The sequence below is a fragment of the Thalassobius vesicularis genome, from assembly GCF_004799325.1.
In the GTDB taxonomy this organism is placed as follows: Bacteria; Pseudomonadota; Alphaproteobacteria; order Rhodobacterales; family Rhodobacteraceae; genus Thalassobius; species Thalassobius vesicularis.
Genome location: NZ_SSMD01000003.1, coordinates 258,571 through 280,350, shown reverse-complemented (window position 1 = coordinate 280,350; position 21,780 = coordinate 258,571). Strand labels below are relative to the sequence as shown.

Sequence of the window (21,780 nt, the reverse complement as noted above, 5' to 3'; positions counted from 1 at the left end):
TGCTTCAACCGGCGGACATATGGGGATGTCTCTCCCATAGGCCCAACCCCGCCTGCGGGTTTGAGTGCGCGTCCTCTAAACCAATCCCCCTGCCCGCACAAGCCCGGTTCCCATCAAAATCACGGCTTTTCGCTTCTTTCTGATGCAAATACTCAAAGAAACACGCGTTCCACCACCCAATACGCCCCGATCAGCGCGATCACGCCCGAGGCAGGCACCGTAATCCGCGTCCGATACCAGGCTTTGCGCCCGAACCACGCGCCCACGGCCAGAAAGGCGATGGCGATCACGGTGATCTGCCCGAACTCGACCCCGACGTTGAACCCCAGCAGCGCCGGGATGAACTGGTTCTCGGGAAGCCCGAATTCCCCAAGCACGCTGGCAAAGCCCAGCCCGTGCAGCAGCCCGAACCCGAACACCACCACCGGCCGCCACGGGGTCAGCCCCTTGGCCAGGATATTCTCGACCGCTACAAAACAGATCGAGGCCGCGATCAACGGCTCCACGATACTGGCGGGCACCGAGACCCACCCCAGCGCGCCCGCCGCCAGCGTCACCGTATGCGCCAGCGTGAAGGCCGAGATCTGCCACAGCAGCGCCCGCATCCGGATCGACAGAAAGAACAACCCCAGCACGAAGAGGATATGGTCCAGCCCCTTGGGCAGGATATGGTCGAACCCCACCGGAATATACTGCGCAAAGGCTTGCCAGCCGCTCAGATGCGTGCCACCCGCCAACGGCACCTGCGCGGTATCTCCGCCCTGCAATGTGCCGGTATAAGGCTCGTCCACGCCGTTCTGGCGCAGCACCAGCGTGCCGTAGCCCGCCGGCCAGAATAGCGAGAACACGCCGCCCCCGACCTCGGGCACCAGCAGGCGCACCACCGTGGCCCGCGCCACCTCGTCCGAGACGGCGGGCAGCACCTCGACCCCGTGCAACTCGGCCTGCACCGCGACGCCGTCCACCGTCAGGGTCATCGGCCCGAACACCTGCGCATAGGCCCGCTCGACCCGCTCGGCCAAGGCCGCATCAGGCAAGGCGCGCAGGGCGTCATAATCCCCGGCCCCCTCGGCCTGATTTGTGTCCTCCAACCCGTCCAGATTGATGCCCGCCAGCAGCGCCTCGGCGTTGACGCGCATCGCCAGTTCCAGCCGGGGGCCGACCACCTGGAAATTCCCGATCGAGGGCACGACCTCATGCGCCAGCGCGGCGCTTGACAAGATCGCCATCCATGCCAGCTTCATCGCTATGAAAATCGCCCGTCTCATCCTGCCCCTTCTGTGCCTTGCCCTGCCTGCGTCGTCCCATGAGTTATGGATCGAACCGCAGGCGTATCAAGTCGAAAAGGGCGCGACCATTTCGGCCAGCCTGCGCAACGGCCAGAACTTCACCGGCGCGGATCTGGCCTGGTTCGATGGCTCGATCCGTTCGTTTCAGGTCCATTCCGGCGGGGAAACGCGCGATCTGACGGGCCGCGCGGGCGACATTCCGGCGGTGCAAGGGTTGAAAACAAAGCCGGGCCTGACCGTGCTGGCCTACCAGTCGAAACCCACCGTCCTGACCTATGAGACCGAGGAAAAGTTCCAGACATTCCTGACACATAAGGACCTGATCCCCGCCGCCGCCACGATCCACACCGCCCCCTACGCCCCCCCGATCCGCGAGGTTTATACCCGCCACTCCAAGTCCCTGATCGGCGTCGGCCACGCCAAGGGCGCCGACATCGCCTTCGGGCTTGAGACCGAGTTCGTCGCCCTCGCCAACCCCTACCGCGATGACCTGACCTCTGGCCTGCCGGTGCGCCTGCTTTACCAAGGCACCCCCCGCCCCGATGCGCAGATCGAGCTGTTCGACCGCGCCCCCGATGGCACCGTCTCGATCACCCTGCACCGCACTGACGCGAGCGGAGAGGCCCTGCTGCCCGTCACTCCCGGCCACACCTATCTGGCCGACGCCGTGGTCCTGCGCCCCCCTGCCCCCGATCTGGCCGAGCGCTACCGCGTTGACTGGCAAACCCTCTGGGCCGCGCTGACCTTTGCCGTGCCGCCCGCCGACTGACCGAAAGGCAGGCTTGCCATTCCCCTGATTCCGCGCAAAGGCTGGGGCATGACGGATATCTTGTGCATTGGCTCGGTCCTGTGGGACGTGATCGGTCGCTCGCCTCTGGTGATGCGGCAGGGATCCGACGTGCCGGGGCGCATCACCCGCCTGCCCGGCGGGGTTGCCATGAACATCGCGATGGCACTGGTGCGGTTCGGGCTGCGGCCCTCGGTGCTGACCTCGGTCGGGCGTGATGCCGAAGGCGACGAGCTGATCGCCGCCTGCGAACGGCTGGGCGTGGACACCGCGCTGGCCTACCGCTCGGACGACCTGCCCACCGATCGCTACATGGCGGTCGAGGGCGCGAACGGCCTGATCGCGGCCATCGCCGACGCGCATTCGCTGGAACTGGCGGGTGCCAAGATTCTGGCCCCCCTCTATGACGGCCGCCTTGGAAGCCCCGACACCCCCTACAAGGGCCAGATCGCGCTGGACGGCAACCTGACCCAGGCCCTGCTGGAGCAGATCGCCCTATCCCCCGCCTTTGCGCGCGCCGAGTTGCGCGTGGCCCCCGCCTCGCCCGGCAAGGCCGAGCGTCTGACGCCCTTCCTGCGCCATCCCCGCGCCGTGCTTTACGTGAATCTCGAAGAGGCCGGCCTGCTGTGCCAGCGCGAATTCGCCACCGCCGCCGATGCCGCGCAGGGTATGATGACCCGTGGGGCCGCGCGCGTGCTGGTCACCGATGGCGGCAACCCGGCAGCCGAGGGCAGCGCGGCTGGCGTCGTCTCGGCCACCCCGCCGCAGGTGCTGGTGACCCGCATCACCGGCGCGGGCGACACTTTCATGGCGGCGCATATCGCTGCCGAACGCATGGGCCAAACCGGCGAAACCGCGCTGCGCAGCGCGCTGACCGCCGCCGCCCGCTACGTCTCCGGAGAAGCCCCCGCATGATCCCCCTCGTCCTGTCCCCCGAAGTCGCCGCCGCCAAGGCCAGCCGCCAGCCCATCGTCGCGCTGGAAAGCACCATCATCACCCACGGGATGCCTTGGCCGCAGAACTACGAAACCGCCCTCGCGGTCGAAGAGATCGTCCGCGACATGGGTGCCATCCCCGCCACCATCGCCGTTTTGGACGGCACCCTGCATGTCGGCCTGACGGACGAACAACTGACCACGCTGGCCCAGGCCAAGAACGTGGCCAAGCTGTCGCGCGCCGATCTGGCCGCCTGCATGGCCACGGGTGGCACCGGCGCGACCACCGTCGCCTCGACCATGATCGCGGCGGCGCTGGCGGGCATCCGTGTCTTTGCCACCGGCGGCATCGGCGGCGTCCACAAGGGTGCCGAGCTGTCCTTTGATATCTCCGCCGACCTGCAAGAACTGGCCCAGACCCCCGTGGCCGTCATCGCCGCCGGGGCCAAGGCCATTCTGGACGTGCCCAAAACGCTGGAGGTGCTGGAAACCCTTGGCGTGCCGGTCATCTCCTACCGGCAGGACAGCTTTCCGGCGTTCTGGTCCGCGTCCTCGCCGCTGAAATCGCCGCTGCGCATGGACACCCCCGCCGACATCGCCCGCGCCCACCTGATGCGCGCGAAACTGGGCCTGCCCGGCGGCCAGCTGGTGGCCAACCCGATCCCCGCCCAGCACGAGATCCCGCCCTCGGAAATGAACCCCATCATCGCCGAGGCCACCGCCAACGCCGAGGAACTGGGCGTCACCGGCAAAGAGGTCACCCCCTTCCTGCTGCGCCGCATCTTCGACCTGACCGGGGGGCGATCGCTGCAAGCCAATATCGCGCTGGTGCTGAACAACGCCGCGCTTGCCGCTCAAATCGCCGCGGAAATGCTCGCGCAGGAATAATCCCGGCCCCCGCCAGTCCCGGCCATTGTGACGCCGGGGCAAACCCCTTACATACCGGGGGCAAACCCAACTGGGACACAGAACCCGATGACCACGCCTTTCGACGAAGACCACACCCCGCATCGCCGTCCGGGGTTGTTTGCCCGCCTGCGCTCCAGCTTTCTGACAGGGCTGGTGGTGATCGCGCCGGTCGGCCTGACGATCTGGCTGGTCTGGACCCTGATGGGCTGGATCGACAGCGTGGTGCTGCCGCTGGTGCCCGAACGCTTCCAACCCGAGCCCTATATCGGCATCAACCTGCGCGGTGCCGGCATCATCTTCGGCATCGTCTTCACCATCATCATCGGTTGGATCGCCAAGGGGCTGATCGGCCGCTCGCTGATCCGCTGGGCGGAATCGCTGGTCGAACGCATGCCGGTCGTTCGCTCGATCTACTCGGGTGCCAAGCAGATCGCCGAGACCGTCTTTGCCCAATCCGAGCGCAGCTTTGAAAAAGCCTGCCTGATCGAATACCCCCGTCCGGGCATCTGGGCGATCGGCTTTGTCTCGACCCAGGCCAAGGGCGAAATCTCCAAACGCGCGCCCACCGGCGACACGCTGATGACGATTTTCCTGCCGACCACGCCGAACCCGACCTCGGGCTTTCTGCTGTTCCTGCCGCAATCCGACGTGATCGAGCTGGACATGACCGTCGAGGACGCCGCCAAGCTGGTGATCTCGGCCGGGCTGGTCTATCCCACCCCGAAAGACGCGCAAAAAGCCGCGCGCGAGCTGGCCGCCAAGTCCGCAAAAAAATAGTTTTATCGCGCAGGGTTGGCTCTCTTGAATTTGTCAGGGCCATCCCGATCTGACACGAAACGGCACCCGCCCTTGAATCAGGAGCAGCACTCTCATCATGGATTTCCTACTTATTGCCGGGGGCTTTATCGCCCTGCTGATCGGCGGTGAATCTCTCGTATCGGGCGCCGTCGCCGTGGCCCGCCGCTTGCGGATTTCGCCCATGGTGATCGGCCTGACGCTGGTCGGTTTCGGCACATCCATGCCCGAGCTTGTCACCTCGGTGAACGCCGCCCTGAACGGATCGCCCGGTGTGGCCCTTGGCAACGTCGTCGGCTCCAACATCGCGAATATCCTGCTGATCCTTGGCCTGGCCGCGCTGCTGTGGCCGGTGGCCGTGAACCGGCTGCGTTTTCGCAATGACGCGCTGTTCCTGATGGGCTCGGCCACGCTTTGCGCCGTGCTGCTGATTCCCGGTCATATCGGCCTGCCCGCCGGTCTGGCGTTGGTCGCGGGTCTGGGCCTGTTCCTGGCGATCACCCTGCGCAGCGGGCCGATCCCCCAAGCCGAAGACGAACCCGAAGAAGCCTCCATCCTTCCGACCTGGCAAGGTCTGGCCCTGTTCGCGGTTGGCCTTGGCATCACCCTGCTGGGCGCGAACTGGCTGGTGGACGGCGCCGTCGGACTGGCCCGCACGATGGGCGTCAGCGAAACGCTGGTCGGCCTGACCGTCGTCGCCGTCGGCACCTCGCTCCCTGAACTTGTCACTTCGCTGATCGCCGCCCGCCGCCACCAGAGCGAGGTCGCCTTCGGCAACATCGTCGGTTCCAACATCTTCAACGTCTGCGGCATCCTGGGCATCACCGCAATCATCGAGCCGATGCCGATCCCTGCCCCGATCCTGCAGCTGGACATCTGGGTCATGCTGGCCGCAACCCTGGCGCTGGTTCTGGCCGCGATCACCGGCCACGGCATCTCTCGCCGCGAGGGCGGCCTGCTGCTGGCCGGCTACGCCGCCTATATCGGCGTGCTGGCCGCGCAGATCTGAGCGATTACAAGAACATCGCGTTCAGATCGACACTGCTGCGCGTGTTCAGGTCCGACTTGTGCGCGGCCAGAAACCCCTCGGCCGCCGCACGCCCCGCCTGTTTCAGCCGCACCAGCAGGAACGGGCTGGGCACCACCTTGGTCGAGGCCGACAGCTCGTTCATCAGCGCATCATCGGCGATCATGTGGATGTTGATGTTCTTCATCCCATCCGCATTGCTGTCCCATGTCTTGCGCATCTGCTGGGCATAGGAAATCACCCGCAACTCCCGCAGCAACGACGAGTTGAAGCTGATCTCGTTGATCCGGTTCTGGATTTCCTGCGGCGTCACCGGCACCTCGGCGCGCTCCAGCGGGTTAATGTTGACGATCAGAATGTCGTCCGGAAACTCCTTGCCGAACAGCGGGAACAGCGCCGGGTTCCCGGTATAGCCACCATCCCAGAACGCCTCGGTCTGACCGGTCTGCGGATCCAGGATGTCCACCGCCTGAAACAGCGTCGGCAAGCAGGTCGAGGCCAGCAGCACATCCGCCGACATCTCCTCGCCCGAAAAAACCCGGATCCGGCCCGTGCGCACATTCGTGGCCCCCACGAACAGCCGCGGCCCGGCATCGGCACAGACCTTCTCGTACTCGAACGCCTCGGCGATCTTGCGCAGCGGGTTCTGATAAAACGGCCCGAACGCATAGGGCGAGGACATCCGAGACACCGTATCGGCAAAGGTAAACGGCAACGAATATTCCAGCGCGGTGTGCAGCAGATCGGTCGTGTCCGGCATCAGCCCCGCCAGCCAGGTCGTCATGCGCATGTCATGCACAGCCCCCAGCTTGCCCCACAACCAGTCCAGCTTCTCGCGCGCGCCCTCGGCACCGCCCTCGATCCAGCCGGATTTCAGCGCCGCCCCGTTCATCGCCCCCGCCGAGGTCCCCGAGATCGCGGCGATCTCGATATCGCCCTCTTCCAGCAGCCGGTCCAGCACACCCCATGTAAATGCCCCGTGCGCTCCTCCCCCCTGAAGCGCCAGGTTGATCCGCTTTTTCGCCAAAACTCTTTGCCTTCTTCTTTTTACAAATATCCTGGGGGGAGCGCCCAATGGCGCGGGGGGCAACGCCCCCCACTCCGCTGTGTCAGAGGGCGGTCCAGCCGCCGTCCACGCTGATCGTGGTGCCGGTGATCTGCTGTGCTGCGTCCGAGCACAGGAACACCGTGGTGCCGCCCAGCTGCTCCACCGTCGCGAACTCGCGCGAGGGCTGGCGCTCCAGCATCACCTTCTTGATCACTTCCTCGCGGCCCATGTTGTACTTGGCCATCGTATCGGGGATCTGCGCCTCGACCAGCGGGGTCAGCACGTAGCCCGGGCAGATCGCGTTGCAGGTGATCGGCTCTTCGGCGGTCTCCAGCGCGGTCACCTTGGTCAGGCCGACAACGCCGTGCTTGGCCGCGACATAGGCCGACTTGTACGGGCTCGCCGTCAGACCGTGGGCCGAGGCGATGTTGACCACCCGGCCCCAGCCGCGCGCGCGCATCACCGGCAGCGCCGCCGCCGTGGTGTGGAACGCCGAGCTCAGGTTGATCGCCAGGATCGCGTTCCACTTGTCCACCGGGAATTCGTCGATCGGCGACACGTGCTGGATGCCCGCGTTATTCACCAGAATATCGCAGCCGCCAGCCTTCTCGATCAGCGCACGGCATTCGTCGCCGTTGGACATGTCCGCCTTGACGTATTTCGCCTCAACGCCGAATTCCTCGGCGATGCTGGCGGCCAGCGCGTGATCCTCGTCCCGGTCGGTGAAAGAGTTCAGCACCACATTCGCCCCGGCCCGCGCCAGTTCGCGCGCCACACCCAGGCCGATGCCCGAGTTCGATCCGGTGATTACGGCGGTCTTGCCCTTCAGCGTCATCTGCCAGCTCCTTCCTTTTGCACTTGCAGCATTACACGCAGCAAATACCACACGGGGCCAGCGGGTGGGGGAAAAAAGTGGTCACGTACAAATGCGTACAATCTGCATTTCACGCCAAAAAAAAACGCCGGCACGAAGCCGGCGTTAAGTTATTGAGGCAGGTTTCATACAGGCAAGAAACCTATCGAGCAGTGACCTCTTTATAAGCAATCCGCCGCGCGACTCCAAGCCAAAAGTTTGAAAACACGTCAATTCACCGTTACGCTAGGCTCCAACAAACAAAGGGCCGAGCAGGATTGTCCTACAAATGAGATCACACAATTTCCCCAGCGTCAGGGCGTTCGCCGCCGGTTTGGCTCTTGTTTTCTTGGCATCTGCGGCATCGGCGGAACCCAGCCATGGTATAGCCATGTACGGCGACCCGGCCCTGCCCCCAGATTTTGTGTCCCTGCCCTATGCACGCGCCGACGCCCCCAAAGGCGGCCGTCTGGTCGAGGGCAACACCGGCGGTTTCGATTCGCTCAACCCGTTCATAAGAAAGGGAACGGTGCCGTGGCAGTTGCGATTCTATACCCATGAATCCCTCATGACGCGAAGCATGGATGAACCTTTCTCCCTATACGGGCTACTGGCCGAATCGGTCGAGGTTCCGGCGGATCGCTCTTGGGTGGAATTCACGCTGAACCCGGCCGCACGGTTTTCGGATGGCAGCCCGGTGACGGTCGAGGATGTGATCTGGTCCTTTGAAACCCTCGGCACGCAGGGCCATCCCCGCTATCTGGGCTTCCAGCAGAAAGTGGCCCAGATCACCCAGACCGACCCGCGCTCTGTCCGCATCGCCTTCAACACCGCGGATCGCGAGCTGCCCCTGATCGCCGGCCTGCGCCCGATCCTGAAAAAGGCACAATGGGACGGCAAAGAGTTCAGCGAAGCGTCGCTGCACGACATCCCCATCGGCTCGGCCCCTTATGTGGTGTCCGACTACGATCCGGGCCGCTTTGTCGTGCTGAAACGCGATCCCAACTACTGGGGCGCCGATCTGCCCGCCCGGCGCGGCACCAACAACCTTGATGAGCTGCGGATCGAGTTTTTCGGCGACGACAGCGTGCTGTTCGAGGCGTTCAAATCCGGCCTCGTCACCCTCTACCGCGAGGCCAACGCCGAGACCTGGGCCACCCAGTACGATTTCCCCGCCATCCGCGACGGCCGCATCTTCAAATCCGAGGTCACGCACCAGCGCCCCTCGGGCATGACCGGCTACGTGATGAACACCCGCCGCGCGCCCTTTGATGACTGGCGCGTGCGCGAGGCGATGATCCTGGCCTTCAACTTCCCCTATATCAACGACACCATCACCGGCGGGCGGCAGGCGCGCATCACCTCGTATTTCTCGGAAAGCCAGCTGGGCCTGCGCCCCGGCCCCGCCACGGGACGCGAGGCCGCGCTGCTGGCCCCCTTCGCTGCCGACCTGCCCCCCGGCGCGCTGGACGGCTACGCCCTGCCCGACGGCGACACCAGCCCGCGCAACCGCAAAGACCTGCGCCGCGCCGTCGACCTGCTGGAGCAAGCCGGCTGGCACGTCGAGAACGGCGCCCTGGTCAAGGACGGCGCGCCCTTCCGCTTCACCGTCCTGCTGCGCCAGGGCGACGCTTTGAACCAGTCGGTCTTCGACATGTACCGCCCCGCTTTGGAGCGGCTGGGGATCGAGATGACCACCACCGTCGTCGACAACGCCCAATACGCCGCCCGCCAGCGGGACTATGACTTCGACATGACCCCGTTCCGCCGCGATCTGTCGCTGTCACCGGGGAATGAACAGAAACTCTACTGGGGCAAGACCGGTGTCACCCTGCCCGGCACCGGCAACCTGATGGGCATGGACAGCCCCGCCGCCGAGGCGATGATCGACGCCATGCTGACCGCCACCACCAATGATGAGCTGACTTCCGCCGCTCGCGCGCTGGATCGGGTGCTGATGGCCGGTCGCTACGTGATTCCGATCTGGAGCTTCGGCCCGGACCGGATTGCCCATGCCAAAGAGTTGAAATATCCAGAACACATCCCGATCTACGGGGGCCGCAACGGATGGATCCCCGACGTCTGGTGGTACGAGGAGTGAGCAATGAAAAAACTGTTCCTGATTGCCATGCTGGGCCTGCTGGCCAGCTGCGGCACGATCGAAGGCATCGGTAACGACATCTCGGGCGGCGCGCGCACCGTTCGCAACTGGTTCTGACGCGCTAAACCTTGGCGTTCAGGCGGTCACGTCAGCGACGTGACCCACAGGATCAGTGCATCCTCGTCACTGACCGAGACCACGTTATGCCCCATCGTGGCATCGTAATAGGCGCTGTCGCCGCGGCGCATTTCCACGGGCTCGTAGAACTCGGTATACAGTCGGACCACCCCGGTCAGCACGTACAGGAATTCTTCGCCGTCATGGCGTACCCAGCCGTCGAACTCCTCCATCGAGCGCGCGCGCACCCGTGCCCGGTACGGCAGCATCTGCTTTTTCACCAAGGCGTTGGCCAGCAGCTCGTGCTCGTAAGTGGCGGTCGCATGAGCCGCCCCCTCGCCCGAGCGCGTCACCGACATCCGCCCGTTCACCTGATCCTTGACCGGCGGCGTGAACAGCTGCGGCACCGAGACATCCAGCCCCGTCGCCAGCTTTTTCAGCGCCTCATAGGTCGGCGACATCTGCCCGTTCTCGATCTTCGACAGAGTGGATCGCGCCAGCCCGGCCTGTTGCGCGGCCTGTTCCAGCGTCAGCCCGCGCGCCTTGCGCAACTCGCGCACGCGGCTGGACAGGTCCAGGGGTTCGGCCTGTTCCTCGGCCCCGGTTTCACGGGCAATGCGGATGATGGCTTTCGGATCGCGCTGGGTCATGGCAAAGTCTTATTCGCAGCCAAGGTCGCTTGCAACTGATCCCGGACACGCATAAATCGTTCTCATGCTATCTATTTTCGATCGCGGCGCCTTTGCGCCCTGCCCCACGCCCTTCAACTTCACCGCTCATGTGCTGGCGCGGGCCGATGACGCGCCCGACAAGATCGCGCTGGCGGTGCTGTCGCAAACCGGGTCCGAGCGCTGGTCCTACGGCCGCCTGAAATCCGCCGTGCTGGGCACCGGGACGGGCCTGCTGGCGCGCGGGTTCAAACCCGGTGACATCCTGCTGATGCGGCTGGGCAATACGGTCGATTTCCCGCTGGCCTACCTGGGTGCGATTGCCGTGGGTCTGGTGCCGGTGCCGACCTCCTCGATGCTGACGGCGCCCGAAGTGCAAAAGATGGTCGATCAGCTGTCGCCCGCTGGCATCCTGCACGACCCCGCCGTCGCATGCCCCGAAACCACGCTGCCCACCGTCTCCAGTGCCGAGCTGACCGCCATGCGCGACCTGCCCCCGGCGGACTACGCGATGGGCGATCCGAACCGGCTGGCCTACATCATCTACACCTCCGGCACCTCGGGCCAGCCCCGCGCCGTGATGCACGCCCACCGCGCCATCTGGGCCCGCCAGATGATGCACGAAGGCTGGTACGGCCTTGGCGTTGACGACCGCCTGCTGCACGCGGGTGCCTTCAACTGGACCTTCACCCTGGGCACCGGCCTGATGGACCCGTGGAGCGTCGGCGCCACCGCCCTGATCCCCGCCGAGGGCGTGCCGCTGGACGCACTGCCGCTGCTGCTGCGCCGCCATGACGCGACGATTTTCGCAGCCGCGCCGGGGGTTTACCGAAAGATCCTCAGCCACCACGCCAAGCTGGACCTGCCCAAGCTGCGCCACGGTCTGGCCGCCGGAGAGAAACTCTCCGACACCATCCGCCAGCACTGGGCCGAGGCCACCGGCGGCAAGCTGATCTTCGAGGCGTATGGCATGTCCGAATGCTCGACCTTCATCTCGGCTGGCCCCGCGAACCCCGCTTTGCCCGGCACTCTGGGCCGTCCGCAGACCGGCCGCAAGATCGCCATCGTGGATGAAGAAGGCCCCGTAGAGTGCGGAAAAGACGGCACAATCGCCGTCCACCGCAGCGATCAGGGCCTGATGCTGGGCTATTACGGCGCGCCCGAGGACACCGCCGCCCGCTTTCAGGGCGACTGGTTCCTGACCGGCGATCACGCCGAGATGTCCGAGGCGGGCGACATCACCTTCCACGGCCGTGTCGACGACATGATGAACGCCGGCGGCTACCGCGTTTCCCCGCTCGAGGTCGAGGCCGCCCTGCTGCCCCATCCCCGGATTCGCGAGATCGGCGTCACCGACATCGAGATCAAGGAGGACGCCGCCATCATCGCCGCCTTCTACACCTCGGACGCCGAGATCCCGCAGGAGGAGCTGACCGCCTACGCCGACAGCCGTCTGGCGCGCTACAAGCAGCCCCGCGCCTGGGTCCGGATCGACGCGATGCCGACCAATCCCAACGGAAAACTGTCGCGCAAGGCACTCAAACCCCTGTTTCCGCGCCGCTGACGGGCCAAATCGGCCTTTCCCTTCCGGACGGCACACAGTACCAATACGGGACCAAAACCGGAGGCCCCGATGGTCAAGCTTGATATCCTGTCCGACCCGATTTGCCCGTGGTGCTTTATCGGCAAGACGAACCTCGATCGCGCGCTGGAACAGCGCCCGGACCATCCCTTCGTGATCGAATGGCACCCGTTCCAGCTGAACCCCGACATGCCCCGCGAAGGCATGGATCGCCGCGCCTATCTTGAGGCAAAGTTCGGCGGCAAGGACGGCGCCATCCGCGCCTATGCGCCCGTGGTCGAACATGCCGCGCAGGCCGGCGTGACCATCAACCTCGAGGCGATGCAGCGCACCCCGAACACGCTGGACGCCCACCGCCTGATCCACTGGGCCGGCATCGAAGGCCACCAGACCGCCGTCGTCTCGGCCCTGTTCCGCGCCTATTTCACCGATGGCCGCGACATCGGCGACCGTGACACCCTGGCCGACATCGCAGACAGCTGCGGACTGGATGCCAGCGTGATCCTTCGCCTGCTTGCCACCGACGAGGACACCCAGCTGATCCGCGACAAGGACGCCTCGGCGCGCGAAATGGGCGTCAACTCGGTCCCCACTTTCATCGTCGCCTCGCGCCACGCCGTTCCGGGCGCGCAGCCCACCGATCTGTGGCTCAAGGTGATGGACGAAATCCTGGAACAACGCGCCGCCGAAGAATGAGCAGCTTTCTGAAGATCGTCACCCTGTTCCTGACCCTGGCTTTGGTCATCACCGGGGGGACGCTCTTCTTTCATCATGTCGAGGGGTGGAACTACCTCGACGCCTATTTCTTCACGGTCGTCACCCTGTCCACCGTCGGCTACGGCGAGATCGTCCCCGTCACCACGGTCGGCAAGATCGGCACCACGGTTTTCATCTTTGTGGGCCTCGGCGTCTTTGCCGTCACCATCCAGCAATTCGGCGCCTTCACCCTGCGCAAACGGGAAGAGCACACCGAATGGCTGATCGCCCATCTGGGCCACCGCCACCAGCGCGACGAACCCCACGCCGCCAACGCCGACGACCAGCCCGAGCCGCCGAAACACGACACCCCGAACGCATAATTGCGCTTGAACTCGGCCAAGCAGCTTGTATATCTCGGGCCACCATTGCGGGTATGATGTAATGGTAGCCTGTCAGCTTCCCAAGCTGAACGCGCGGGTTCGATTCCCGCTACCCGCTCCACCAACCTTCCATATTTTTTTAATCCTGACAGCAACCTACGCGTTGGCTCCGCACTTCGGATGCTTTGCCCATACAGCTTTGTGTCGGGCACATTCAGGAACATTCGGTAGGCTTCGAGAGCCTGAATCCCGAAGCGACCGGCAGTGAATGCCTCTGGCTTTGAAGGATCACAGACGGATCAGCCCCGCCGCAGGGCTGGGGAATTTCTCTATCACCGCACGTGTTGTGTCATTGACTTTCTCCTCCCAAGGGTGTTTCTCTCCCTCATTGTTTTTTCAGTGGTGCTTTTCTTGCTAAAGTTTAACAGCTTTATCTGGCCAGTGTTTCAAGGAGTTATCCTGACGGCATGCCTGGCCGTACTGCTCCGCGAAGGATATCCCGCCCGGCTGCTCCGCACTCTCACCGGCACCCCTACCCCTGTCACCCAGACCGCGCACTACCGCGAGATGCAGGCCATCCATGCGCGACGGTTGCAGCAGATCACGGCTGACAGCCCTGTTCAGATCGGCTTTGCCGGGGACTCGATCATCGAGGGCTGGCTGACCTCAGCCCACATCCCGGCCTCAATCAATCTGGGCGTGGGGCGGGACACGATTGACGGGCTGCTGGTCCGGATCACGCCGCAGACCGTGCAGCAGGTCCCGGTCTGGTATCTGGCCATCGGCATCAATGACGTGCTGCGCGGCCATGATCCCGCCGCCCTGCCCGATCAGATCACCCGCTTGGCAGATCGCTTTGGCCCCGCCCAGCAGCTGATCTGGCGCGAAGCCCTGCCTGTCGTCCGTCCAGATTGGTCCGATACCCAAGAGGCCCACCGCCAGGCCCTGAACGCCCTGATCCGCACCGCCTGTGCCCGTCTGCCCAATTGCATATTCCTACCCGCACCTGAGGGCTATTCGCCACAAGACGGCACCAGTGACGGCCTCCACCCCAACGCCACAGGCTATGCCGCCCTCACCCGACAACTGCGTCAGCTGATCCCCTTGCAGATGCCAAGCAGCTGATCGACCTGTCCACTGACTCAACGGCCTGCACCTGCGCACGTCAGAGGCCGCATCACATGGTTGATTGCGGTTTTTGAGGCCTTGCAATCAAAGCCTGCCCGCGTCACGCATGGCGCAACAGCCTCGCATCCGCTTGCGATGCGCAAAATGTTATGCCATATAGCTATCTACAGACGAACGGCGCCCTCATGTTGCTCAGAACCGCACTCATCACCCTGATGTTGACCGCCCTTTCGGGGCTTGGCGGGTTGCTGGCCGCATTCGTGCACACGCCGCTGCCGTTCATGCTGGGCAGCCTGCTGACCTCGGGCGCGATCGCACTGATCTGGGTCGACAAACTGCCCGCAGATTACAAGTTCCCGATGAAATTCCGGATGCTGTTCATGATCGTGATCGGCGTCATGATCGGTACCCGCGTCACGCCCGAGGTGATCTCGGCCCTGCCCTCCTACCTGACCTCGTTCGCGCTGCTGACGGTGTTCGTGGCGGCGGCACACGGGCTGAATTACGTGATTTTCCGGCGGCTTGGCGGCTATGACCGCGCCACCGCCTTCTATTCCGGCACGCCCGGAGGGCTGATGGAATCCATCGCCATGGGCGAGGCCGCCGGCGCCAATATCGCCATCCTGACCATGCAGCAATTCCTGCGCATCATCGCCGTCATCACGCTGGTGCCCGTCGGCCTGTCGATCTGGTACGGCGCGCCCGTGGGCTCTGCCTCGGGTCAGACGCTGGCGCGCGCGGGGGCCGATCTGCACGCCCTGCCGCTGGTGATGGCGATCGGCCTTGTCGGCCTGCTCATCGGTCGCGCCATCCGCCTGCCCGCCTACCAGCTGACCGGCCCGCTGCTGGCCGCCGCTATCGTCACCGTGACCGGCTGGGCCGATCTGCCCGTGCCGCAATGGCTGGTGAACCTGGCGCAGGTGGTGATCGGAGCCTCGCTGGGCATGCGCTTTGCCGGTCTGGGCGGGCGTTCCATGATCCGCGCCACCTGGCTGGCGCTGCTGTCCGTCGCCGGGATGCTGGCGCTTGGCCTGATCTGCGCGCTGATCCTGCGCCCGCTGACCGGGTTGCATCTGGACGTGCTGCTGATCTCCTTCGCGCCCGGCGGCGTGACCGAGATGGCCCTTGTCGCGCTGTCGCTGCACGCCAACCCCGCCATCGTCACCCTGCACCACATCTACCGCATCATCCTGACCGTGGTCGAAATGACCTTTGCCGCGCGCCTGCTGCCGCCGGACGGCGACTCGCCACAATAACTGTCGGGCCGAACCCCGTAATACACCGCCAATATCCCAGAGGAGAGAACCACCATGCAAATGAAAGACACCTGCGCCATCATCACCGGCGGCGCCTCCGGCCTGGGCGAAGCCACCGCCCGCCTGTTCGCCGAATCCGGCGCCAAGGTCACCCTGCTGGACCGCGACGAAGCCCGCGGCCAGGCCGTCGCCGCCGAGCTGGGCGGCACCTTCGTGCTGACCGACGTCACCAGCGAAGAGTCGGTCCAGAACGCCGTCAACGCCGCCGTCGCCGCGATGGGCAAGATCAACACCGTCGTGAACTGCGCCGGCATCGGCACCGCCGAGAAAACCATCCACAAGGCCGGCGCCCACAGCCTGGAACACTACCAGCGCATCCTGAACGTCAACCTGATGGGCAGCTTCAACGTCGCCCGTCTGGCAGCCGTCGAGATGGCCAAGAACGAACCCACCGAGGACGGCCAGCGCGGCGTCATCATCTCGACCGCCTCGGTTGCCGCCTTTGACGGCCAAAAGGGTCAGGTCGCCTATGCCGCCTCCAAGGGCGGTGTCGTTGCCTCGTCGCTGCCGATGGCCCGCGATCTTTCCCGCGAGGGCATCCGCGTTATGGCCATCGCGCCCGGCATCTTCCTGACCCCGATGCTGATGTCCCTGCCCGAAGAAGTCCGCCAACAGCTGGCCCAGGACGTGACAAACCCCAAGCGTCTGGGCGATCCGCGTGAATACGCCTCGCTGGCGCGCTTCATCTGCGAATGCGGCTATCTGAACGGCGAAGTCATCCGCATCGACGGCGCCCTGCGCATGCAGTAAAAACGGCAACGGGCGCCCTGTTTTCCGGGGCGCCCGACGCGTCTGACCAATCCCTGTGGTCTGAGGGCCAATCCACACAAACCCTGTGGAACTGCCCGCCTCAGCCGGCCTTTTCCTCCAGCTCCATCCACTCTTCCTCGGCCGCGGACAGCGCATTCTGGCGCTCGACCAGCGCGTCGGTGGCTTTCTGGAACTTCACCGGCTCTTTCGTGTAAAGCTCTGGATTCATAAGGAATTCTTCGAGCTTGGCGATCTCCGCCTCCAGCCGCTCGATGATCCCCGGCAGCGCCTCCAGCCGGTGTTTTTCGGTGAAACTCAGCCCCGAGGGCTTGGTTTCCGGTTTCTTTTCCGACTTTAGCTTTGACTCGTTAGTCGCTGTTTTTTCTACCTTTTCTTCCGCAACAGCGCCACGCTGCGTCTGGTAATCCGTCCAGCCGCCCGCATAGACGGTGGCCTTGCCATCTCCCTCCATCGCTACGGTCTGCGTCGCCACCCGGTCCAGGAAATCCCGGTCGTGCGAGACCAGCAAAACCGTCCCGTCGTAGTCGTCCAGCAGTTCCTGCAACAGGTCCAGCGTCTCGATATCCAAGTCGTTCGTCGGTTCGTCCAGCACCAGGATATTGCTTTCACGGGCCATCAGTTTAGCCAGCAGCAGACGCGCTTTTTCCCCACCTGACAAGGACTTAACCGCCGCTCTTGCCTGGCGCTCGTCGAACAGGAATTCCTTCAGATAGCCCACGACATGCTTGGGTTGGCCGCGCACCAGCACCTGGTCCGCCTTGCCCGAAACGCGCATGTCCGGGTCACCCGTCAGGCTTTCCCACAGGCTCATTTCCGGGTCCAACTGCGCGCGCGCCTGATCGAACACGGCGGGCAACAGGTTGGTGCCCAGGCTGATCTCTCCGCTATCGGGATTTTCCTGTCCCATCAACATCTTAAGAAGCGTTGTTTTACCAACGCCGTTCGGCCCGACAAAGGCCACGCGGTCCCCGCGCTCGATCTTGATCGAGAAGTTTTTAAGGATAACCTTATCGCCATAAGCCTTTGAAATACCTTTGGCTTCGGCAACTTTCTTGCCGGATTTCGGGCCCGAGGCCAGCTCCATCGCGGCAGTCCCCTGCCGCCGGATCTGCGACGCCCGCTCGGCCCGTAGCGCCTGCAACGCCCGTACCCGTCCCTGGTTCCGCTTGCGCCGCGCACTGATCCCTTCGACGGCCCAACGTCCTTCGGACTTGATCTTGCGATCCAGCTTGTGGCGCTGCATGTCCTCGTCGTCCCAGACCTTGTCGCGCCACTCCTCGAACCCGTCGAAACCCCTTTCGTGACGGCGAACATTTCCCCTGTCAATCCAGAGGGTTGCACGGGTAAGTTCACGCAAAAATGCACGGTCGTGCGAGATCAGGACAAAGCCCGCACGGGTCTCTTTCAGCTGGGTTTCCAGCCAGGCGATGGCCTCGATGTCCAGGTGGTTCGTCGGTTCGTCCAGCAGCATCAACTCGGGCGCTTCGGCCATCAGCTTGGCCAAGGCAGCGCGCCGACGCTCGCCGCCCGACGCGGTCGAAACCGCGCGTGCCGGGTCGAATTTCAGACCTTCGCCAGCCATCTCGACGCGATATGTTTCGTTCGGGTCCAGCCCGCTGGCAGCGTAATCGCCCAGCGTGGCAAAGCCCTCCATGCCGGGATCCTGCTCCATGTAGCCCACGGTGACGCCCGGCGGGACGACGCGCGATCCGGCGTCGGCCTCGACCAGACCGGCCATCACCTTCATCAGGGTGGACTTGCCCGACCCGTTGCGCCCGACCAGGGCGACCCGGTCGCCGGGCTGCACCACAAGGGACAGATCGTGAAAAACAGGCTCGCCGCCAAAGGTCAGCGAGATATCGGTCAATTGAAGAAGAGGAGCGCGTGCCATGCGGCGCAGCTAACCATGCCGCCTTTCGGCGTCAAGCGCTGCCTCGGCTCGTTGCGCAATAATCCCTCAAAGCCGGGGGAGACTTAGCCTGCCACGCCCCGCAGCAGGCGCTTTCTGGCGGGGGGAATCGCGTTGATCTCGAGCCCGGTAAAGACGTGGAGGGTGTTCATGTCGGCGTCGACTACCGCGTGATCGCTGACCCAGCCGCCCATCAGCAGATAGGTCCGCAGCAGAGGCGGCATGCGCAACATGGCCAGCTTGGCGTCGGGCTTACGGCGCAGTTTTTGTGCAAAGCGGAACACCTGCGGAGCCTTCACCCGGGGCAACCAGCGGCGCGGGGCCAGGTGGCGTTCCTTCAGCATGGCAAAGGCGTCGAGGTATTCCTGCTCGTCCGTGCCCCGGAAGGACGAACAGCCGAACAGCAGCTCGATCCCGTTGTCGTCGACGTAGCGGGTCATCGCGCCCCAGGCCACGCGCAGGATGTCGGGGTCTTTGACCTCGGGGTGGATGCAAAAGCGCCCCATCTCGGCCATCGGGCCGGGGAAAGCGGTCAGCGCGGACAGCTCGTAATACTGGGCCGAGTAGCTTTGGCTGATCTCGCCACCGCCGGACAGCGGCAGGATGCGAAAGCAGCAGACAAGGCGCCCGGTCTTCGCCTCTTCGACAAGGACGTGGTTGCAGATGGGATCGAATGCGTCAGCGTCCAGCCCTTCGGTCCCGTAAAAACACAGGTGCCGCAACGCCTGCGCCGCTGCCAGATCGGCATCGCTCTGGGCCAGTCTGGTCAGGTAGCGGCCTTTGGACAGGGACAGCATTTCACACACTCCATGATGCGCGGTTGCGCATTTAGGCAGCCATTACCATGCCAGTCATGTCAAGCCGGTGACGGCGCGATCATTCCACGAAGTCGGAGGCGGTGAACCGGCCGATGTTGCCCAGCAACTGACGGATGAAGCTCTTGTCCGCGATGCTGGAGCTGGTCACACGACGCTCCAGCACGACGACGCGCCCATCCTGCAGGCCGAACCGCTCGATGTTGCGGACGACGCCGCGCTTGTCGAAGGTGATCGCGACGACCTCGCGCTCGATCTCTTCGGGGGCGCGATAGGCGTAATGCCGGACTTTGCTGCGCACGTAGTAATAGCCGCTGTCGTTCAGAACGCCGCTGGTGGTGGGCGTGCCGATGGATTCGGCGATGCTGTCGCGGCTGTCGACACCGACGACGATGTTGGCCAGCTCTTCTTGGGGCGGGACATAGCCGTGGTTGCGATACTGGGCCGAGCAACCGGCCAAGACCAGCATCATGCCCCCAACAACCGCGAATTTGAGTTTCCCTGGAATGCCCGCCATGGCTGCCCCCTTGCGCTGCCCTCTTGTCTTGGCACCGCGTGCCTTCTAATTCGATTACAGAAGGAATGCCCCCGGTTCAAGCAAAGGAAACCTGCCGCCCGATGACAAATCCGTCCAGCCAAGCCCTGAAGGTCCAGGAGCTTTCACAAAACCGCCCTACTCGCTTCTCTCTGATCCCGGATTCGTCGGAACTGGGGGCACTTGCCGAAGAACTCGGCCTTCTTGGTCTGCGCAAATTGCGCTTCGAGGGGGAAATCAAAGCCGATGGAAAGCGGGACTGGCGCCTGGACGGCACCCTTGGGGCGACGGTCGTGCAGCCCTGTGTCGTGACGCTGGCCCCCGTGACCACCCGGATCGAGGAACCCGTAACTCGGCGATACCTTGCCGAAATCCCCGAGGAGAGCGAGGAAGAGGTCGAGATGGCCGAGGACGACTCGATCGAGGAGCTGGGCGCCACCATCGACCCGGCCGCCGTCATGATCGAGACGCTTGCCCTGGCCCTGCCGCTGTACCCGCGCGCCGATGGTGCCGAAATGGGTGCTACGGCCTATACGGAACCGGGCAAAGAAGCCCTGAGCGATGCGGACCTGAAACCCTTTGCGGGGTTGGCTGCCTTGCGGGACAAACTGGCGGGCGATGATCCGGCCGAGGGGTGAAAAAACTACTTGCGCCTTTCAGGATTCGCAGTATTTTCCGGCCCTCATCCGAATTTTGGGTTGGACATCTCGGTCTTGACCGACTATGTGCCGCTCACCCACGTGAAACCGGGCCGATGGGCCCTTTGGAAATTGAGGTTGTGACATGGCTGTCCAGCAGAACAAAGTATCCAAGTCGCGCCGCAACAACCGCCGCGCACATGACGCGCTGGTCGCGGCAAACCCCAACGAATGCGGCAACTGCGGCGAGCTGAAGCGCCCGCACCACGTCTGCCCGTCCTGCGGTCACTACGGTGAGCGTGAAGTCGTCGCTATGGCCGACGAAGTCGAGCTGGACGAAGACGCGGCATAAGCATTTCGGAGACCGGCCTTCGCATGTCCGTTGCAAACGATCAGTCGAAGGCGGGTTCCGAGCGCATCGTCATCTCTGTTGATGCGATGGGCGGAGACCGGGGACCGGCGGCAGTTGTCGCCGGTATTTCCATGTCCGCCGAAGAGAATCCCCAGATCGGGTTCGTTCTCCATGGCCCGCGTGACGAGCTGGAAAAGCTGGTCGCCAAACGCAAGGCCCTGACCGGCCGGGTCGAGATTCGCGACGCCAAAGACACCGTCCTGATGACGGACAAGCCCAGCCACGTCATGCGGCATGGCAAGGAAACGTCGATGTGGTCGGCGCTGGAATCGGTCCGCTCGGGCGAGGCCGATGTTTGCGTGTCCTGCGGCAACACCGGCGCACTGATGGCGCTGAGCATGATCCGCCTGCGCAAGCTGCCCGGTATCAACCGCCCCGCCATCGCGATTCTGTGGCCCTCGCGCAATCCGCAGGGGTTCAACGTGATGCTGGACGTCGGCGCCGATATCCGCGCGGACGAGCAGGACTTGCTGCAATACGCGCTGATGGGCGCGTCTTACGCCCGTAACGGCCTGCAACTTGAACGCCCCCGCGTCGGCCTGCTGAACGTCGGCACCGAGGAACACAAAGGCCGCGCTGAGCTGAAAGCCGCGCATGAACTGATGGCGGCCACCGGCCCCAACGCCAATTTCGAATTTGTCGGCTTCGTCGAAGGCGGGGACATCCCCGGCGATGTCTGCGACGTCATCGTGACCGATGGCTTTACCGGCAACGTCGCCCTGAAAACCGGCGAAGGCACGGCCAGCCTGATCAGCGAATTGATGAAAGATTCTTTCATGCATTCGCCGCTGTCCAAGCTGGCGGCCTTGCTGGCCTACACCTCGCTGCGGCGCCTGAAAAAGCGCATGGACCCTCGCCGCGTCAATGGCGGCGTGTTCCTGGGGCTGAACGGCACCGTCGTGAAATCCCACGGTTCGGCCGATGCGACCGGCATCGCCGCCGCCGTCAAGCTTGCTTTCCAGCTTTCGCAGACCGGCTTTTCGCAGAAACTTGCAGCACGGGTTGCATCCGCCACCGCAGCCGCTAAGAATGCCGGGACTGACCAAGCGGAAAGCAGCGAATAAAG

General features: G+C 64.3%; 23 protein-coding genes and 1 tRNA gene. 17 read left to right on the top strand and 7 right to left on the bottom strand.

Going from position 1 to position 21,780, the window contains the following annotated elements:
* Nucleotides 1–152 precede the first annotated feature (152 nt).
* Nucleotides 153–1,268: a HupE/UreJ family protein gene (locus E7681_RS07825; RefSeq protein ID WP_136338714.1), complete on the bottom strand. Its 1,116-nt coding sequence runs from the start codon at nt 1,266–1,268 to the stop codon at nt 153–155.
* On the opposite strand from E7681_RS07825, the gene E7681_RS07820 reads away from it, so the two are divergent.
* The 5 genes from E7681_RS07820 (at nt 1,249) to E7681_RS07800 (ending at nt 5,724) form a co-directional block, all read left to right on the top strand.
* Nucleotides 1,249–2,058 carry a DUF4198 domain-containing protein gene (locus tag E7681_RS07820; RefSeq protein ID WP_136338713.1) on the top strand — a complete coding sequence of 270 codons (810 nt, stop codon included), beginning with the start codon at nt 1,249–1,251 and terminating at the stop codon, nt 2,056–2,058. The two genes, E7681_RS07825 and E7681_RS07820, sit on opposite strands and share 20 nt — an antisense overlap.
* 48 nt (nt 2,059–2,106) lie before the next feature.
* Nucleotides 2,107–2,991, top strand: coding sequence for a PfkB family carbohydrate kinase (locus E7681_RS07815; protein WP_136338712.1), 885 nt, complete (start codon nt 2,107–2,109; stop codon nt 2,989–2,991).
* The gene (locus E7681_RS07810) at nt 2,988–3,899 is read left to right on the top strand and encodes a pseudouridine-5'-phosphate glycosidase (protein WP_136338711.1); all 912 of its coding nucleotides are present in this window, start codon (nt 2,988–2,990) and stop codon (nt 3,897–3,899) included. The genes E7681_RS07815 and E7681_RS07810 overlap by 4 nt, the downstream gene beginning before the upstream one ends.
* Nucleotides 3,900–3,986: 87 nt before the next feature.
* Nucleotides 3,987–4,697, top strand: coding sequence for a DUF502 domain-containing protein (locus E7681_RS07805; protein WP_136338710.1), 711 nt, complete (start codon nt 3,987–3,989; stop codon nt 4,695–4,697).
* A gap of 97 nt (nt 4,698–4,794) precedes the next feature.
* Nucleotides 4,795–5,724, top strand: coding sequence for a calcium/sodium antiporter (locus tag E7681_RS07800; protein ID WP_136338709.1), 930 nt, complete (start codon nt 4,795–4,797; stop codon nt 5,722–5,724).
* Between the two features lie 4 nt (nt 5,725–5,728).
* Here the strand turns inward: E7681_RS07800 and E7681_RS07795 are convergent, their stop codons facing one another.
* The gene (locus tag E7681_RS07795; protein WP_136338708.1) at nt 5,729–6,769 is read right to left on the bottom strand and encodes a patatin-like phospholipase family protein; all 1,041 of its coding nucleotides are present in this window, start codon (nt 6,767–6,769) and stop codon (nt 5,729–5,731) included.
* A gap of 82 nt (nt 6,770–6,851) precedes the next feature.
* Nucleotides 6,852–7,625 carry a 3-hydroxybutyrate dehydrogenase gene (locus E7681_RS07790; RefSeq protein ID WP_136338707.1) on the bottom strand — a complete coding sequence of 258 codons (774 nt, stop codon included), beginning with the start codon at nt 7,623–7,625 and terminating at the stop codon, nt 6,852–6,854.
* 307 nt (nt 7,626–7,932) lie between these two features.
* Here E7681_RS07790 and E7681_RS07785 point away from each other — a divergent pair, with 307 nt between their 5' ends.
* Both E7681_RS07785 and E7681_RS07780 read left to right on the top strand, forming a co-directional pair.
* Complete coding sequence (locus E7681_RS07785; RefSeq protein WP_136338706.1) at nt 7,933–9,744, top strand: extracellular solute-binding protein; 1,812 nt, start codon at nt 7,933–7,935, stop codon at nt 9,742–9,744.
* A 3-nt stretch (nt 9,745–9,747) separates the two neighbouring features.
* A complete protein-coding gene (locus E7681_RS07780) occupies nt 9,748–9,861 on the top strand; it encodes an entericidin EcnA/B family protein (protein WP_136338705.1) in 114 nt (37 codons plus the stop codon).
* Nucleotides 9,862–9,887: 26 nt separating this feature from the next.
* Here E7681_RS07780 and E7681_RS07775 read toward each other — a convergent pair whose 3' ends face one another.
* A complete protein-coding gene (locus E7681_RS07775) occupies nt 9,888–10,511 on the bottom strand; it encodes a helix-turn-helix domain-containing protein (protein WP_136338704.1) in 624 nt (207 codons plus the stop codon).
* 64 nt (nt 10,512–10,575) lie between these two features.
* Here E7681_RS07775 and E7681_RS07770 point away from each other — a divergent pair, with 64 nt between their 5' ends.
* The 7 genes from E7681_RS07770 to E7681_RS07740 all read left to right on the top strand — a co-directional run bounded on the left by E7681_RS07770 (nt 10,576) and on the right by E7681_RS07740 (nt 16,384).
* The gene (locus E7681_RS07770) at nt 10,576–12,093 is read left to right on the top strand and encodes a class I adenylate-forming enzyme family protein (protein ID WP_136338703.1); all 1,518 of its coding nucleotides are present in this window, start codon (nt 10,576–10,578) and stop codon (nt 12,091–12,093) included.
* 69 nt (nt 12,094–12,162) lie between these two features.
* Complete coding sequence (locus E7681_RS07765) at nt 12,163–12,807, top strand: DsbA family oxidoreductase (protein ID WP_136338702.1); 645 nt, start codon at nt 12,163–12,165, stop codon at nt 12,805–12,807.
* A complete protein-coding gene (locus E7681_RS07760; RefSeq protein WP_136338701.1) occupies nt 12,804–13,190 on the top strand; it encodes a potassium channel family protein in 387 nt (128 codons plus the stop codon). Before E7681_RS07765 ends, E7681_RS07760 begins: the two co-directional genes overlap by 4 nt.
* Nucleotides 13,191–13,237: 47 nt before the next feature.
* Nucleotides 13,238–13,311, top strand: a tRNA-Gly gene (locus E7681_RS07755).
* 320 nt (nt 13,312–13,631) lie between these two features.
* A complete protein-coding gene (locus E7681_RS07750) occupies nt 13,632–14,315 on the top strand; it encodes an SGNH/GDSL hydrolase family protein (protein WP_136338700.1) in 684 nt (227 codons plus the stop codon).
* 188 nt (nt 14,316–14,503) lie between these two features.
* A complete protein-coding gene (locus tag E7681_RS07745) occupies nt 14,504–15,574 on the top strand; it encodes an AbrB family transcriptional regulator (RefSeq protein ID WP_136338699.1) in 1,071 nt (356 codons plus the stop codon).
* Between the two features lie 54 nt (nt 15,575–15,628).
* On the top strand, nt 15,629–16,384 hold the full coding sequence (locus E7681_RS07740) for an SDR family NAD(P)-dependent oxidoreductase (RefSeq protein WP_136338698.1): 756 nt from the start codon (nt 15,629–15,631) through the stop codon (nt 16,382–16,384).
* A gap of 100 nt (nt 16,385–16,484) precedes the next feature.
* Here E7681_RS07740 and E7681_RS07735 read toward each other — a convergent pair whose 3' ends face one another.
* The 3 genes from E7681_RS07735 to E7681_RS07725 all read right to left on the bottom strand — a co-directional run bounded on the left by E7681_RS07735 (nt 16,485) and on the right by E7681_RS07725 (nt 19,646).
* A complete protein-coding gene (locus E7681_RS07735; RefSeq protein ID WP_136338697.1) occupies nt 16,485–18,296 on the bottom strand; it encodes an ABC-F family ATP-binding cassette domain-containing protein in 1,812 nt (603 codons plus the stop codon).
* Nucleotides 18,297–18,379: 83 nt separating this feature from the next.
* Nucleotides 18,380–19,111 (bottom strand): GNAT family N-acetyltransferase, encoded by a 732-nt coding sequence (locus tag E7681_RS07730; RefSeq protein ID WP_136338696.1) that lies wholly within the window; start codon nt 19,109–19,111, stop codon nt 18,380–18,382.
* A 79-nt stretch (nt 19,112–19,190) separates the two neighbouring features.
* Nucleotides 19,191–19,646 (bottom strand): outer membrane protein assembly factor BamE, encoded by a 456-nt coding sequence (locus E7681_RS07725; RefSeq protein WP_136338695.1) that lies wholly within the window; start codon nt 19,644–19,646, stop codon nt 19,191–19,193.
* 101 nt (nt 19,647–19,747) lie between these two features.
* On the opposite strand from E7681_RS07725, the gene E7681_RS07720 reads away from it, so the two are divergent.
* The 3 genes from E7681_RS07720 (at nt 19,748) to plsX (ending at nt 21,778) form a co-directional block, all read left to right on the top strand.
* Entirely contained in the window at nt 19,748–20,302 is a 555-nt protein-coding gene (locus E7681_RS07720) for a DUF177 domain-containing protein (RefSeq protein ID WP_136338694.1), read from the top strand.
* A gap of 145 nt (nt 20,303–20,447) precedes the next feature.
* Entirely contained in the window at nt 20,448–20,654 is a 207-nt protein-coding gene (gene rpmF, locus E7681_RS07715; RefSeq protein WP_136338693.1) for a 50S ribosomal protein L32, read from the top strand.
* 23 nt (nt 20,655–20,677) lie between these two features.
* Nucleotides 20,678–21,778, top strand: coding sequence for a phosphate acyltransferase PlsX (gene plsX, locus E7681_RS07710; protein ID WP_136338692.1), 1,101 nt, complete (start codon nt 20,678–20,680; stop codon nt 21,776–21,778).
* Nucleotides 21,779–21,780: the final 2 nt, after the last annotated feature.